The 14811-nt window shown below is 44.2% G+C and carries 12 protein-coding genes and 1 tRNA gene; 2 read left to right on the top strand and 11 right to left on the bottom strand.

All coding sequences use genetic code 11. From position 1 onward, the window contains the following. Nucleotides 1-7 precede the first annotated feature (7 nt). From NFI80_RS19935 to smpB, 6 genes are all read right to left on the bottom strand, one after another. Nucleotides 8-3100, bottom strand: a complete 3093-nt coding sequence (locus NFI80_RS19935) for a TAT-variant-translocated molybdopterin oxidoreductase (RefSeq protein ID WP_235165969.1) — start codon at nt 3098-3100, stop codon at nt 8-10. Nucleotides 3101-3146: 46 nt separating this feature from the next. Then, on the bottom strand, nt 3147-4385 hold the full coding sequence (locus NFI80_RS19930; RefSeq protein ID WP_235161093.1) for a c-type cytochrome: 1239 nt from the start codon (nt 4383-4385) through the stop codon (nt 3147-3149). A 342-nt stretch (nt 4386-4727) separates the two neighbouring features. Next, nucleotides 4728-4798, bottom strand: a tRNA-Cys gene (locus NFI80_RS19925). Nucleotides 4799-4879: 81 nt separating this feature from the next. Beyond that, on the bottom strand, nt 4880-6706 hold the full coding sequence (gene rpsA, locus NFI80_RS19920; RefSeq protein ID WP_233799013.1) for a 30S ribosomal protein S1: 1827 nt from the start codon (nt 6704-6706) through the stop codon (nt 4880-4882). Between the two features lie 198 nt (nt 6707-6904). Beyond that, on the bottom strand, nt 6905-7414 hold the full coding sequence (locus NFI80_RS19915) for an HNH endonuclease (RefSeq protein WP_026631751.1): 510 nt from the start codon (nt 7412-7414) through the stop codon (nt 6905-6907). 144 nt (nt 7415-7558) lie between these two features. Continuing rightward, nucleotides 7559-8017: an SsrA-binding protein SmpB gene (smpB, locus tag NFI80_RS19910; RefSeq protein WP_026631750.1), complete on the bottom strand. Its 459-nt coding sequence runs from the start codon at nt 8015-8017 to the stop codon at nt 7559-7561. A gap of 60 nt (nt 8018-8077) precedes the next feature. Here smpB and NFI80_RS19905 point away from each other — a divergent pair, with 60 nt between their 5' ends. After that, a complete protein-coding gene (locus tag NFI80_RS19905; RefSeq protein WP_235165967.1) occupies nt 8078-8557 on the top strand; it encodes a nuclear transport factor 2 family protein in 480 nt (159 codons plus the stop codon). Between the two features lies 1 nt (nt 8558). Here the strand turns inward: NFI80_RS19905 and NFI80_RS19900 are convergent, their stop codons facing one another. Together NFI80_RS19900 and accD are read right to left on the bottom strand one after the other, a co-directional pair. Further along, the gene (locus tag NFI80_RS19900) at nt 8559-9536 is read right to left on the bottom strand and encodes a radical SAM protein (RefSeq protein WP_235165966.1); all 978 of its coding nucleotides are present in this window, start codon (nt 9534-9536) and stop codon (nt 8559-8561) included. Nucleotide 9537: 1 nt separating this feature from the next. After that, a complete protein-coding gene (gene accD, locus NFI80_RS19895; protein WP_233799016.1) occupies nt 9538-10380 on the bottom strand; it encodes an acetyl-CoA carboxylase, carboxyltransferase subunit beta in 843 nt (280 codons plus the stop codon). 238 nt (nt 10381-10618) lie between these two features. Here accD and NFI80_RS19890 point away from each other — a divergent pair, with 238 nt between their 5' ends. Continuing rightward, nucleotides 10619-11161: an NADPH-dependent FMN reductase gene (locus NFI80_RS19890; RefSeq protein WP_084439741.1), complete on the top strand. Its 543-nt coding sequence runs from the start codon at nt 10619-10621 to the stop codon at nt 11159-11161. Nucleotides 11162-11199: 38 nt separating this feature from the next. On the opposite strand, the gene ftsZ is transcribed toward NFI80_RS19890, so the two are convergent. From ftsZ to NFI80_RS19875, 3 genes are read right to left on the bottom strand one after another with little or no spacing between them, the layout of a single operon-like run. Further along, nucleotides 11200-12624 (bottom strand): cell division protein FtsZ, encoded by a 1425-nt coding sequence (gene ftsZ, locus NFI80_RS19885; RefSeq protein WP_235165964.1) that lies wholly within the window; start codon nt 12622-12624, stop codon nt 11200-11202. A gap of 34 nt (nt 12625-12658) precedes the next feature. Next, nucleotides 12659-14020 carry a cell division protein FtsA gene (gene ftsA, locus NFI80_RS19880; protein ID WP_233799018.1) on the bottom strand — a complete coding sequence of 454 codons (1362 nt, stop codon included), beginning with the start codon at nt 14018-14020 and terminating at the stop codon, nt 12659-12661. Nucleotides 14021-14035: 15 nt separating this feature from the next. Further along, a complete protein-coding gene (locus NFI80_RS19875) occupies nt 14036-14734 on the bottom strand; it encodes a cell division protein FtsQ/DivIB (RefSeq protein ID WP_233799019.1) in 699 nt (232 codons plus the stop codon). Between the last annotated feature and the right edge of the window lie 77 nt (nt 14735-14811).

The raw sequence follows: 14811 nt of genomic DNA, 5'->3' as shown, positions 1-14811 counted from the left end.
TTTCAAATTAAGCGTGTTCCTTTTTTTCAGGAGCCTTCGCAGCAGCGTCTTTGTTACGAACCTTGGTTAAATAAGAGATTTGTGGACGAACATTGATCTCTTCCAGCATGTGGAATGCGCGGCCTTCCTTCTCAACTTCAAGCAATTTCGAAATTCTGCTCTCTGGATCGTTCATGTCTCCGAAAGTGATCGCGTTGGTCGGGCAAGACGAAGCACAAGCCACATTTACCTCTCCATCTACGATTCGTCTTCTCTCTTTCTTAGCAGTCAGTTTCGCTTCCTGGATTCTGTGAACACACATTGAGCATTTTTCAATAACTCCCCTCGAACGTACAGTAACATCAGGGTTGATCACCATTTTACCAAGATCATTGTTGAAGTGGTAATCAAAGTTTTCGTTATCAAAATATTTGAACCAGTTGAAACGACGTACTTTATATGGGCAGTTATTCGCACAATATCTTGTACCAACGCAACGGTTGTAAGTCATTTGATTAAGCCCTTCTGAACTGTGCGTAGTAGCCAAAACAGGACAAACCGTTTCGCATGGCGCATTATTACAGTGCTGGCAAAGCATCGGCTGGAATGTAACTTCCGGATTTTCAGAAGCGATTTCCAATCCTCTCAAATCTTCAACGTCTGCATCACTGCTGTAATAGCGATCGATACGCAGCCAGTGCATTTCACGCGCATTGATTACTTCCTGACGTCCTACAACCGGAATGTTGTTTTCAGCCTGGCAGCTAACCACGCATGAGCCGCAGCCAAAGCATGTGTTCAGGTCAATGACCATTCCCCATGAATGGTTTTTATATTTATGTCCATTCCAAAGAGACAGATCAGTCGCATCTACTACGCCATCTGATGTCGGGATTTTCGGAACAAACCGGCCCGCCATCGGATCTTTCTGGAAATGAGCCAAAACAGTCTCTTGAAGAACCGACTTACGGTTCATCACCGTATTGTGTGTCTGAGTCTGAGCTATTTCTCTTGTATCACCTGTTTTAGAAACAGTTACTTCACCAGGAGCGAATGTCAGATAACCGTCAGCGAATGCTGCAAGCGGATAAACATTCTTTCCAACTCCATTCGCAGATTTTCCTGCTTTTTCACGACCAAATCCAATTGCAATAGCAACTGTGCCGTTGGCCAGACCTGGCTGAATGATAACTGGTACTTCAACCGCTTTACCTTTAATATCCACTTTTACCACATCTCCCTGTGCAAGGCTAAGATCTGCCGCTGTCTTCTGGGAAACACATGCGTGGTTATCCCAGCATGCTTTGGTAACCGGCTCAGGTAACTCCTGAAGCCATGGGTTATTTGCTGCAAATCCGTTACCAAGACCGACATTTTCGAACAAGGCAAGTTCTATTCCGGAAGTAGAAGCTTTATATTTTTTAGCAATTCCTGCTGCTGCTGCACTCAAATCTCCTGAGAATGTTGCTCCCGTAGCTGCCGTAGTTGCAGGCACGTCATACACACCGTCATGAAGGGACTTAATCCAGAATTTTTCGAAATCTCCCGTTCCACCTTGCGTGTAAACATTCTTTTTCCAATATGCCTTAACATATTCGTGATAGTCAGTTGGCAGTCCAGCCCATTTCAGTAAGCTAACTTGCGCCTGACGTGTGCTGAAAATCATGCTGATAGCAGGCTGACCAAGGCTGTAAGATCCTGCAACCGGCTCTGCATCATTCCAGGATTCCAGGTAATGTGGAGCTGGACAAATGTATTTTAACAATGAAGATGTTTCGTCCGCGCGGTCATTAAATGAAACGCTCAGTGAAACTTGTGGTAAAGCTGCTGCCAATTCTGCACCGCGAGGGTGATCGTAAACCGGATTAGCACCAAATAAAATCAATGCCGCAACTTTTCCGCCTTTCACTTCGTCAACAAGACTGTTCATCGCCACGTCATTTCCTTGACGATAATTAGCAGGCTTATCCAGGTTAATGGTCGTTCCGTAGCTTCCAAGCAAGCCGTTCAAAGCATTGATAACTACTTGAACAGATGCATCATTGATACCACTTACAACCAATGCCTGTCCTTTTGCAGCTACTAAATCAGCTGCTGCTTTATCAAGATTAGGAACATCGATTGCAGCCGTTGAAATAGGCGATCCACCTAATTTGGCGGCTACTTTATTATAAAGAGCAGCTGCCACCAAACCAAGTTGTGATGGCTTAACTGCTGTACGATAATCTGAGTTTGAACCCGTTACAGAAAGAATCGCTTCAAACTGGTAATGACGGGACATTTCTTTCTTGCCTTCTTTGTCACTGCCTAGTCTACGTGTTTCTGCAAACTGAGCCGAGAATGTATCCGGTGAAACCCAGGTTCCAAGGAAATCAGCGTCAATGCCTACGATAACCTTTGCTTTGCTGAAATCATAAGATGGGAAAACTGCTTTGCCAAATGAAAGCTCATTTCCTTTCAAAATCGCTGACGACGAGTTAGCGTCGTACATGACATGCGTAGTCGTAGGATATTTCGTGGTGAAATCGGCAATAACCGACTTTGTAGAAGGGCTCAGAATCGTAGAAGAAAGAATTCTGATCGCTCCGCCTTGTGCTGAAATTTTAGTAAGTTGATCTAAGATCTCTTTATCAACTGCATCCCAGCTAATTTTTGTATCTGAACCCTTTTTAGGGCCTTTTAACTTTTCGTTATCATATAATCCCAAAAGCGAAGCGTGAGCGCGGGCGCTGACACCAAAAGATGTTTTGGAAAGTGAATTGCTTTCAATTTTAACAGGGCGCCCTTCGCGTGTCTTAACGAGAATACTTGCGTAATCGCCACCTTCCGCGTATGTCGATGCGTACCAGTTGGCTATGGTTGGGAATTCGCCCTCAGGCTTATTAACGTACGGTATTGCTTTCTTTACAGGTGCTTCGCAAGCTGCCAATGATACTGCAGCCATTCCAAAACCCAGCACTTTCAAAAAATCTCGGCGGTGGGTTCCGGCTCCATCTACCAAACTTTCGTATTGGTTTTCGGTCGGACCGTCGGAAAACTCAGAACGCGCTTCTTTTACAAATTTCTCGTCGTTCCGCAGCTCTTCTAGTCCCCGCCAGTATCTTTTATTAGTATTTTCCATAAAACTATTCAATACAAATGAGTTGTATCAGGTAATATTGTTTTGATTAATAGTGGCATTTAGAACATTCCAACCCACCTATATCAGCAACTTTCAATGCTTCTTTGCTTTCACCAGCATGCAGCTGTACCAACTTATCGTAGTACTTGTTGTCTTTTGTATTAACCTCCGTTTTACGGTGACAGTCGATACACCATCCCATTGTTAAGGATGAGCGTTGCTGGATCACTTCCATTTTCTCAACCTCTCCGTGACAGTTCTGGCATTCAAGTCCGCCGACGTTAACGTGCTGAGCGTGATTGAAATAGGCCAGATCAGGAAGGTTATGCACCCTTACCCATTCGATAGGCTGGTTGTTTTCAATAGAAGTATAAATTTTCTGAATTTCAGGTGATTCCTTTTTGATGACGCCGTGGCAGTTCATACAAATGTTAGCAGAAGGAATATGTGCCGATTTACCGCGGTTTACGCCGGTATGGCAATAGTTACAGTCAATCTTGTATTCACCTGCATGCAACTTGTGAGAGAATGAAATCGGTTGTTTTGGTGCGTAACCTTGTTGCACACCTACACTATACGCACCGTCCAATGTTGCTTTTAAAACAAGCAGAACAAAGATCCAGATAGTAGCAGAACGAATGGCAGGATCAGAAGCGATTCTTTTCAGCGAGTTGCCCAGGCGACTCATAAAATCCCCTTTTTCAACCGTTGTTCCCGGCTCGCCGCTCACTGCTTTGGAAAGCAATGATACAATTACTAAAAGAACTCCAAGCACCAGAAGCATTACCACTACAAGTGCCGCAAGCACAATCACAAACAAATCAGAAGGACCATCGCCTTGTGAAGAAGCACCACCGGCAGCAGCGCCACCAGCAGCAGGAGCTCCGGCAGCCGCAGGAGCAGCGGTTCCAGCTTGATCAATATAAGCGAAGATTCCTTTTATATCATCGTCTGATAAGTTAGGAAAGCTTGTCATTTGCGCTTTCGAATACTCGTTGTAGATCTTAACGGCATAAGGATCTCCGGAAGCGATGACAGCCTGGGAATTGCGAACCCATTTTGAAAGCCATGCAAAGTCATGACGTCCGCTCACTCCTTTAAGACCCGGACCAACTACACGTTCATCCGTAACGGCGTGGCATTGCGCGCAGTTATTTTTGAAAAGCGTCTCGCCTTTGGCAGCATCTCCGCCGCCAGCTGGCGCACCGGCAGCCGGTGCAGCTCCCGCAGCAGCAGTGCTGTCCTGAGCATATATTAAGCTTGGTACACTTAATAATATAGCCACGGCGATGGCAGCTATAAATGTTTTTGAGTAACTAAAGAAGGAACAAAACTTAGCGTCCTTTCGGAATGGTATATTCATAATCAACTATTCATTATTCTTCAACAGACAAAACTAGTTCACGATTTTTTATCCACAAAAGTATTTAAGGGATATTTTGGGCACCTATCTTATTTATAATTTGTCTAATTTGTACACATATTTTGGATGACTGAGTGATGGAATTTTTCGTTGATTTTCAGATACTTAGCAATAAAAAATGCCATTTGGAAACCAGCTTCGAGGTTTCAAACAAATGGCATTTTTCTACTATAAATTTGTGTGCCAATTTCATCAAGGCACGGGAGGTTCCGAGCGGATTCGAACCGCTGTACGAGGTTTTGCAGACCTCTGCCTAGCCACTCGGCCACGGAACCAATTTGGATTAGCTGCTGCTCTCGCTGGCAGCTAATCCGGGTGCAAAAGTATCAAAAAAATTGGCTACTCCGCACTATTGTTTACTTTTTTCCTTTCTTTTCGCTTTCTTCCATTTGTTCTTTCAATGCTGAAAGAACGCTCAGGTCTCCGAAAGTTGATTTCTCACCTTCTTTTGTTGAGTCCGAAGAAGGAGCGCTTTTCGCAGGAGCAGAAGATTGTGCCTTTGCAGGACGGTCTTCTTTTTTCTCCTCAGGAGCAGGCGCTGCTTTCGTTACTTTGGAATGCGTAAGAACGATTTTCTTTTCGTCTTTCAGGAATTCAAGAACAGTGAAGTCAAGGCTTTCACCTACTTCTGCCACTGTACCATCTTCTTTCGTCAGGTTTTTGATAGCCGAAACGCCTTCGATTCCGTAAGGAAGTTCAAGGGTTGCGAATTTATCACCTTTTGCAACAATTGTAGATTTATGAACAGAACCCACTTCAAAGATGCTTTCGAAAGTATCCCATGGGTTTTCTTCAAGTTGTTTGTGGCCAAGAGCCAGACGACGGTTGTCCGCATCCAGTTCAAGAACAACAACTTCAAGCTCGTCATTTACTTTCACGAAGTCAGAAGGATGTTTGATTTTCTTAGTCCATGAAAGGTCAGAAACGTGAACAAGACCGTCGATACCTTCTTCTAGCTCGATGAACAAGCCAAAGTTAGTAAGGTTGCGAACTACTCCTTTGTGACGTGTTCCGATTGCATACTTGTCTTTCAACGAAGCTTGTGTCCAAGGATCCTCAGTCAATTGCTTAATACCAAGAGACATTTTACGCTCGTTACGATCCAGTGTCAATACTACTGCACTGATTTCGTCATTTACGTTCATGAATTCCTGAGGATTGCGCAGGTGCTGAGACCATGACATTTCAGAAACGTGGATCAAACCTTCAACACCTGGTTTGATTTCAAGGAATGCGCCGTAATCAGCAACATTAACAATACGTCCTGTAACTTTTGATCCAACCTGCATTTCTTCTGCAAGAGAATCCCATGGGTGAGACTGAAGTTGTTTCAAGCCAAGAGAAATACGTTTTTTCTCTTCGTCGAAATCCAACACAACCACGTTCAATTTCTGATCCAGCGCAAGCAGGTCAGATGGGTGGTTGATACGGCCCCATGAAATATCAGTAATGTGAAGAAGACCATCTACACCACCAAGGTCAATGAACACACCAAAGTTTGTCATGTTCTTGATAACGCCTTCCAGAACCTGACCTTTTTCAAGGTTGTTCAGGATTTGCTGACGCTGTGCTTCAAGATCTTTTTCGATCAATATTTTGTGAGATACAACTACGTTATCATTTGCGTAGTTAATCTTAACAACTTTAACCTCCATACGCTTTCCAACAAAAATGTCGAAATCGCGGATAGGCTTAACATCGATTTGTGAACCTGGCAAGAAAGCCTCGATGCCGAATATATCAACAATAAGACCACCCTTAGTTCTTCTCTTCACGTTAGCATCGATAACCACATCCTCGTCAAACGATTTCTGAATGTTATCCCATGCAGTAATAACTTTTGCTTTTTTGCGTGAAAGAACAAGCTGACCCTGTGCGTCTTCCTGGTTTTCTACGTAAACTTCCACTTCGTCGCCAATTTTCATTCCTGGCAAATCGCGGAATTCATTTGAAGATACGATACCATCAGATTTGAAACCGATGTTAAGGATCACTTCACGGTCTGTAATACCTACTACAATACCTTTTACTACTTCCTTTTCCTGAACAGGAGAAATGGTAGTCTCATACATTTGTTCGAAACGATCGCGGTCAGCAGTTGAATAACCCGTACCGAAACCTTTGTCTGCTGCTTTATCCCAATCGAAATCAGGAAGAGGTTGATGTTGATTTTCCTTAGACATAAATAGGAATTATTGCTCTGTGTACATCAGCTTCCGAGCTAAATAGCTGAAAATTAGTTAAACAAGTATTTTTTGAAAAAATAGAGCGCAAAAGTACGCATTATTCAAAATAAAATCCCTAGTAAGAGTGGATTTTTTTGAAATCAATGATAGACGAGAAGAATTGAAGCTCTCGGAAGGGAAAATTCAGGCTATAAATTAATATGATCTTTCCTTAACACCCAGATACGGAAGCCATTCTGCATCAGCCAAACCGGAAAAATCCCTGATGAACATTAAAAACGAAGGACGGAAAGGGCGCTGGCGAAGTGGCATGCCTACTTCTTCCGGTGTATGGTCTCCTTTTCTTGAATTGCAGCGCTTGCAGGCAGTGGCGAGGTTATCCCAGGTGGTTTTGCCACCTCTGGATTTGGGAATAACGTGGTCTAGTGTGAGATTATCGTGTGTTCCGCAATATTGGCACCGGTTACTGTCCCGCTTGAAAAGGTTTTGCCTCGTCATGACGACACCTCTGTATGGAATATGAATGTAGCGGTTGAGGCGGATGACAACGGGCATGGGAAACTGATCGTTGACCGTTCGGAGATAATGTCTCGGCGATTCGGCCAGCATTTCGGCCTTGTTCATGTAGACTAATAAAAACGCCTTTGGAACGGTGCAAACACTTAACGCACTATAATCTTGATTAAGAACCAGTACTTTACCCATGAGCCCTAGAGGTATTTAATTCCGACAATATAGGAATTTTTACCTTACAAAACGCGCCCGCAAATTCAATTATTGTGAAAAAATAATTTGCAGAAGATGCCCTGTATCACCCATTTAGCTGTTTTTAGAGTAAAGGATAGTTACCTAAAGATTCATGCGATCCGTTTCGCGCTTCATGTCCTTTTCTTTGATGGAATCGCGCTTGTCGTACAACTTTTTACCTTTGGCCAAAGCAATGTGCAACTTCGCCAGCCCGCGCTCGCTGGTAAAAAGCCTTACCGGAATGATCGTTAAGCCCTGATCTTTCAGATTCTCATTCAACTTCCGGCGTTCTCTCTTGGTAATGAGTAATTTACGGTCACGCATTGGGTCGTGATTGTAATGTGTCCCTTCCGTATAAGGGGAAATGTGCAGGCTCCTGATATAAAGCTCTCCGTCCATAAACAGACAGTATGCATCCTGGAAATTCACTTTGCCTTGCCGGATCGACTTTATCTCTGTTCCGGTCAGCACCATTCCGGTCGTAAACTCTTCCAGGAAGAAATATTCGAAGGAGGCCTTGCGGTTTTTTATATCTACTTTTTTAACTATTTTTTCAGACATATTAATTCTCAAATTCAAAAGGGGCTCAAAATTAAGCTTTTGTTAAAACTATACCAATTAATGAAAAAGCATGCACACATGAACCGTCTGAGATTCGTCCTGACGATGATCTCAATGTTTTTCTTTGCAAACAGCGCATTCAGCCAGGAATATGATCCTCGCATTATGAGCACTGTAAATGCATTGTTTGACGGAATGCGCGAAGGAGACTCAACGAAAGTGCGAAATGCCTTTGCGCTAGGCAGCACAATGATGTCGGTGCCGGAAAATCCAAAGGATTCCATTGCGATTAAGAAAAGCTCAATCGACGGATTTGTTAAAGCCGTGGGTAAACCACATTCAGAAAAGTGGGATGAGCAGATTTATAAAGTGAACATTTCAGTAGATGGGCCAATGGCCATTGTGTGGGCTCCTTATAAATTCTTCCTGGGGGAGAAATTCTCACATTGCGGCGTGAATGTTTTCACATTGATAAAAATCGCTAATACCTGGAAAATAACCTCCATAACAGACACGCGAAGAAAAGAAGGCTGCTTATAAACTAAAACCGCACCATCTGCTTCCAGGTCCCTTTAATGCGGTTATACTTAATGGTGCTGGGAAGCGCTTTCCACCAGTATTTATTCATTTCCACGGCAAATGAGGGCTGCATATAGCAATTGATTGCGCAGCTTTCGCATGCCGGTAATTTGCCTTCCAATGCTACGAGCTTTTGGACTTCGTCGGAATGATAGAGATCGAAGAGATTTCCTTCGATAGGAAAATCTTTCAGGCCCAAATGATAACAGGGCAAAACGAGCTTGTTTTCGGGAGAGATGACAATAGTTGTGCTGGCCGCTTTGCACACCGGATCTTCGACGTGGTTTCCGCCATCGAGCCGCAATTGGATGAATGCTTCGTTAAGGTAAATGTTCTTCTGTTTTCCCCACCATGTCAGCTCGTTCAATGTTTCTTTCGAAAGATTTGAGCCGACATTGTTGTATTCAAAAACAGGGTTTAAGATCAGAATCAGATCATTGGGTAAACAAACTTCTTCCCAAAGCTGCCGGATTTGATTAACATTATTTTCAAAAACCGTAAAGATAATGTCCGGGCGTTCGCCTAGTGATTTAGCGATCGCTATGGATTCCATCACCTTATCAAAGCACTTCACATTTCTCGATTTATCATGCTCATCGCGGTCCGGGGAATCGAGCGAGAAGTGGAGCATATCAATGAGGCCACGGAGCTTTTCCGCTTGTTTTGGATAAAGTAGTCCGTTGCTGGTCACCGTAGTGATCATGCCGTAGTCTTTGGCTTCTTTTAAGAGCACATCCAGCTGCCGGTGAAGCAGTGGTTCGCCGCCGGTAAAGTCGATGACCTTAACGCCCAGCTTTTTCAGATCCCTTAAATTTTCTCTTAAATTCTCAACCGTAATGTAGGGCGAAGGCTTTTCCCAAATGTCGCAGAAACCACATGATGCATTGCAGCGATAAGTCACGTAGTAATTGCAAAGGACCGGATGGGAAATCAAACGCATATCAACGAAGCATGGTAAGCAGGCTGGTTAATTTATCTTTCAGGTCTTTGCGGTCCACAATGAAATCCAGGAAGCCGTGTTCCAGAACAAATTCAGCGCTTTGAAATCCTTTTGGCAAATCTTTACCAATGGTTTCACGAATTACGCGCGGGCCTGCAAAACCGATCAACGCTTCTGGTTCTGAAATGTTGAAGTCGCCCAACATTGCGTAGGATGCAGTAACACCGCCCGTTGTAGGATCCGTCAAAAGTGATATATATGGAATTTTTGCTTCCGATAGTTGTGCCAAACGAGCAGAAGTCTTTGCCATTTGCATCAGTGAAAATCCAGCTTCCATCATCCGCGCTCCACCCGATTTTGAGATCATCAGGAACGGGTGCTTGTGCTCCAATGCATATGTAATCGCACGGGCGATCTTCTCCCCCACAACCGAACCCATAGATCCGCCAATGAAATTGAAATCCATACAAGCGATCACAATGTCCAGCTCATTCATCTTGCCGTGACCTGTCCTGACCGCATCTTTTAAACCCGTTTTCTGCATTGTGGACTTAATGCGGTCGGGGTAAGCTTTTGTATCAACAAAATGAAGCGGGTCGCCCGACATGAGATTTTCGTCGAGCTCTATAAACTCATTATCATCGAATAACAGGTTGAAATAAACATCAGAACCCACCTTTTCGTGATAATTGCAATGCGGACAAGTGAACGCATTCTGCTTATGCTCTCTGGTAGGCGTAATTTTTTTACAATTAGAACACTGGTACCATAAACCGTCAGGAGCTTCACGCTTCATTTCGGTGGGTGTATTAATACCTTTCTCTTTACGAATAAACCAGGACATACTATTACGTGAGTTAATTTTAAAAATCTGAATATCAGATTTTTAACTGCTTTTCATGATGAATGTTGGCCTCAAAGATAGCAATAAATGTCATGCATAGTAAAACGAACTATGCCGCAACATTACATTGATAAGCTGTTTAAGGCACTATCTTGAACAATTTTGTCCTTAATTTGTTACTAAATCAGCCCATTAAGGGGCAACATACAGGCGACATCCGCCTCTTTACTTTACATTCATGACAACAACTTCTTCTCCTATCGTGATCATTGTAGGCACTAACAGGCCCAACTCCATGTCACGAAAAATAGCGGACTATTATCAGGAAATATTCAATAAGCTCAATGTTCCCAGTACAATCCTTGATCTGATAAACCTGCCGCATGATTTCACCGTGTCGGCGATGTACGAAAATTCAGGGAAAAACTCAGATTTTAATAATCTCAAATCCCTGCTGGAACAAACGGACAAATTTATCTTTATCGTTCCCGAGTACAATGGTTCCTATCCCGGCGTTCTCAAAGCGTTTATCGACGGGCTGCCTTATCCCAACAGCTTTACCAATAAGAAGGCCGCACTGGTGGGCTTATCTTCCAATATGCAAGGAGCTGCATTAGCATTGAGCCATCTGAATGATGTATTCAGTTATCTGGGCATGAACACATTGGCATTACGGGTGAAGTTAGGGCAGATCCGCTCACATTATCATGACAATGTAATATCAAATGCGTTGTACAAAGAACTACTGGAACTTCAAGCCGGGCAAATGATCCATTTCTAAGCAAAAAAGGGAGCGTTTGCTCCCTTTTTTGTCCTTAATTATTTCAACCAGTGCTGCTCCATTTCGGTCGCTGGAACTGTGGGGCGTTTCCAGAGCTCCACGCGGCTCCGGCGGAACGCGGGGCCTTCGAGATCCCCGAATTTAACCAGGCCGTCTTTGAACGAAGCGATCATTACATCCAGTTTTCCAATTTCTTCATTGTCCCAGTCACTATTGCCTTCAACATCTGTGATCGGCAACTGAGCAAATCCGCTTGGTACAATTTCACGGTCGATGATCAGATCGATCGGGCCGGTTGGCGTGCTTTCTTCCAGCTCGCTCGTCACGACCAGTTCTGTTTCGTATTCGGGCGCTTTAATTTCTTCTATAACAGGCTTGGCATCCGGTGTTTTGGATTTAACGCCGTTTCTAAGCTCAATTCCCGGGATAGGTGACTCTATGCTATCAAATCCTGCTGCAACAATCGTCACGCGTAATTTATCACCCAAAGAATCATCTGTAATGGTTCCCAGCTTGAACATCCGCGCTTCTCCACCCACTTGTGAAAGCACATAACGCCAGATTTCGCGCTGCTCCTTCATGGTCGCTTCCTTTTTCTTGCTTGTAGCAAGCGTTACCAGGATGCGTTTTGCTCCGCGGATATCCCTGTCATTTAAAAGCGGCGAATCCAGCGCTTCCTTAATGGCCATCGAAGCACGATCAGCTCCGGTCGCCTCAGAGGTTCCCATTACCGACTGGCCTGCATTCTTAAGGACTTTCTCAACATCTTTAAAATCCGTGTTGATATTTCCGTTTGTCGTGATGATCTCAGAAATACTTTTTACAGCATTAAGAAGAATGCCGTCTGCCTCGGCGAATGCCTGTGTCAGGGTCATGTCCTCATAAAGCTCTTCCAGCTTGTCATTCAAAACCACCAGCACCGTGTCACTGAACTCCTTTAATTGCTCAATCCCTTCGAGTGCCTGTTCCTTTTTATCAAGTCCTTCCCAGGTGTAAGGCGCAGTTACTACCGCCACTGTAAGCTTGCCCATTTCCTTTGCAAGCTGTGCAATCACCGGTGCGGCGCCTGTTCCTGTTCCACCACCCATACCCGCTGTGATAAACACCATTTGGGTTGATCCGCCGAGCAGGCTTTTAATTTCTTCAATCGTTTCCAACGCAGCTTCCTTGCCTTTGGTAGCATCCGTTCCGGCTCCCAAGCCTTGCGTTAATGTTGCACCAAGCTGGATTTTTACGGGCACCGGGCTGTTAGCAAGCGCCTGGCGGTCGGTATTACACACTGCAAATTCTACATCCTTGATCTTTCTCTCAAACATGTAGTTGACCGCATTGCTTCCTCCACCTCCAACACCGATCACCTTGATAATGGCTGGCTCTGCCTGGTGTTCGCCGGTGGGCTGGTCTTTAATTATTTCGTTCACAATGTAGTCCTGGTCTAAAGATTGCAACAAGCTTTTATTCATATTTTCGGAGATTGAATGCGTTTATGCTTTGTTTTCAATAGTCACTCAGACCATCATCTTTTTTGCGGATAATGCTGTTAAAGCTATCCCAAAAAGTCCCGACTTTCTTACCCGGCTCTTCCTTAGGCGGAATTTCCTTTACTTTCTCACGCTGCACAACAGTGCCTGTGTTAAATGAAGTCGTAGGCTTGCAGACCGATTTTACCCGGGGATCTATATTACGAAGTCCGGCCCAGGCCAGACCGATCGCTGTGCTGTATGAAGAATTGCTGACCGCATCTGCTTTGGCGGTTCTTTCCAGGTTTTCGGGATAACCCACCCGGACTGACATGTTTGTTACTTTCTCAAAGAGTTTTTCAATCTCATCAATATTCGCAGACCCGCCGGTGAGCACTATTCCACCGATAAGCTTATCCAGATATCCTGATTTGATAATTTCTGCATAAACCATCGCTGCGATCTCCTTCAATCGCTCTTCAATGATCAATGCTACATTTTTCTTTAAAACCTGCTTTGGAGCACGTCCGGCCAGGAAGTTAACCAGGATTTCAATGTTTAACGGAACGTCGGCAGCAATAGCTACGCCGTATTCCTGTTTCAATCGTTCTGCATTCTCAACCTGAATGCCGCAACCTGTTGCGAGGTCATTCGTAATATGCCTGCCGCCAATCGGGAAAGTAGCAATGTGGCGTACAATGCTATCATGATATATTACCAGGTCCGTCGTATGGTCCCCGATATCCACCAGCGCAATGCCGGCTTTTGTTTCATTGTCTGTTAAAACCGCAAGACTGGTAGCCAACGGCGCAAAAACCATCTTGTCGCATTTCAAATTATGGTCTGCATCTGCCAGACTCTTTTTCGTACGCAGAACAGACTGACTGTTTGCCGAGATAATCAGGAAGTTACCGCCCAGTTTAATACCCGTCCTGCCTACTGGCTCACGCACATTCATAGAGTTGTCAACCACAAACTCCATGGGTAAAACATGCAGAACGTCGTAATTAGGCTCGATTTTAGCCCTGTACATATCGTCAACAAGCTGATCCACATCTCTTTGCGTTACCTCTTCGCCGGAAGACGCCGAAGGCCGGATCACGCCATCATTATGCTGACTTACCTTTACCTGCGTGCCGCCAAAACTAACATTCACCACCGCAATGTCCAGGTCCGAGCGGGAAGATGCTTCCGCGAGTGCTTCACGAACTGCGGTCCCAACTTGTTTTATATTTTCAACGGCTCCGTTTACAACTGCACCTTTGGGAACAGGGACTTCGCTAAAACCTAAAATTTCAATATTGTTTTGACGAGAGCCCGACGCGGCTCCCTGTGCAGCAACCACGGTAATTTTCGTGCTCCCAATATCTACGCCTACTACAATTTTTTCGTGTGCCATGCTGATGGTGAATTATTATTCACAAACTATTTGATTCTGAAACTTAATACTAATTTTTTTATACCTGCTCCAGTCCTGGCTCAATATCTTGTTATAGAACATTTTGAGCTTATCGAATTTGGATTCATAATTTTCTGCCGATCCAAACTCAATGCGCTGGTCACCCAGGACCGTCATCATATGAATTTCACCATCTTTGTCAGCGTCCAGCTGTGCTACCTGTGCTTTCCAAAAGGGATCCGCATTTAAAAAGCGCAAAAGCTCCATCAATGAAGCCCCCTTGGTTGTCTTTAATTTTTCAGGATCATTGAAAAATGAACCGGAAACCAGCAATGTCCTGGCCGAATAACTATCCGATAACGGAAAAAAAACGCCTTCATCACTGATATAGTAACCAGATGAATTGCGCATTTCGCCATTTTCAGAAGTGTTGATCCATCTTGCCAGCGGCCGTTCCTGCTCCACTTCTACCACCACATTCCCTTTCAAGTCACGATAAACCTGACACTTCCTGATCAGTTTGTTCCTGCGCACCCGATGCTCTAAATCATTGAGTGCAACGTCACTTAACCTGCTGCCTAACAGCGGATCTGCTCCATTTTCAGTTACCAGCATGCGTACATCCATCTGATTAAGGAACCTTGCTCCCGAATCTCCTTCAATGGATATCACAAGATTTGTACAACGCTGATTACCAAGCTTATTTTCTGCCATGCCTATCCCGGCTATTGGCAAAATGAGCCATAAACTACGTTTTAACAAAAGCCATGGATAGTCAAATTTACGTAACA

It is taken from the genome of Dyadobacter chenhuakuii (assembly GCF_023821985.2).
Classification (GTDB): Bacteria; Bacteroidota; Bacteroidia; order Cytophagales; family Spirosomataceae; genus Dyadobacter; species Dyadobacter chenhuakuii.
This window is presented reverse-complemented; position numbering and strand designations above follow the sequence as displayed.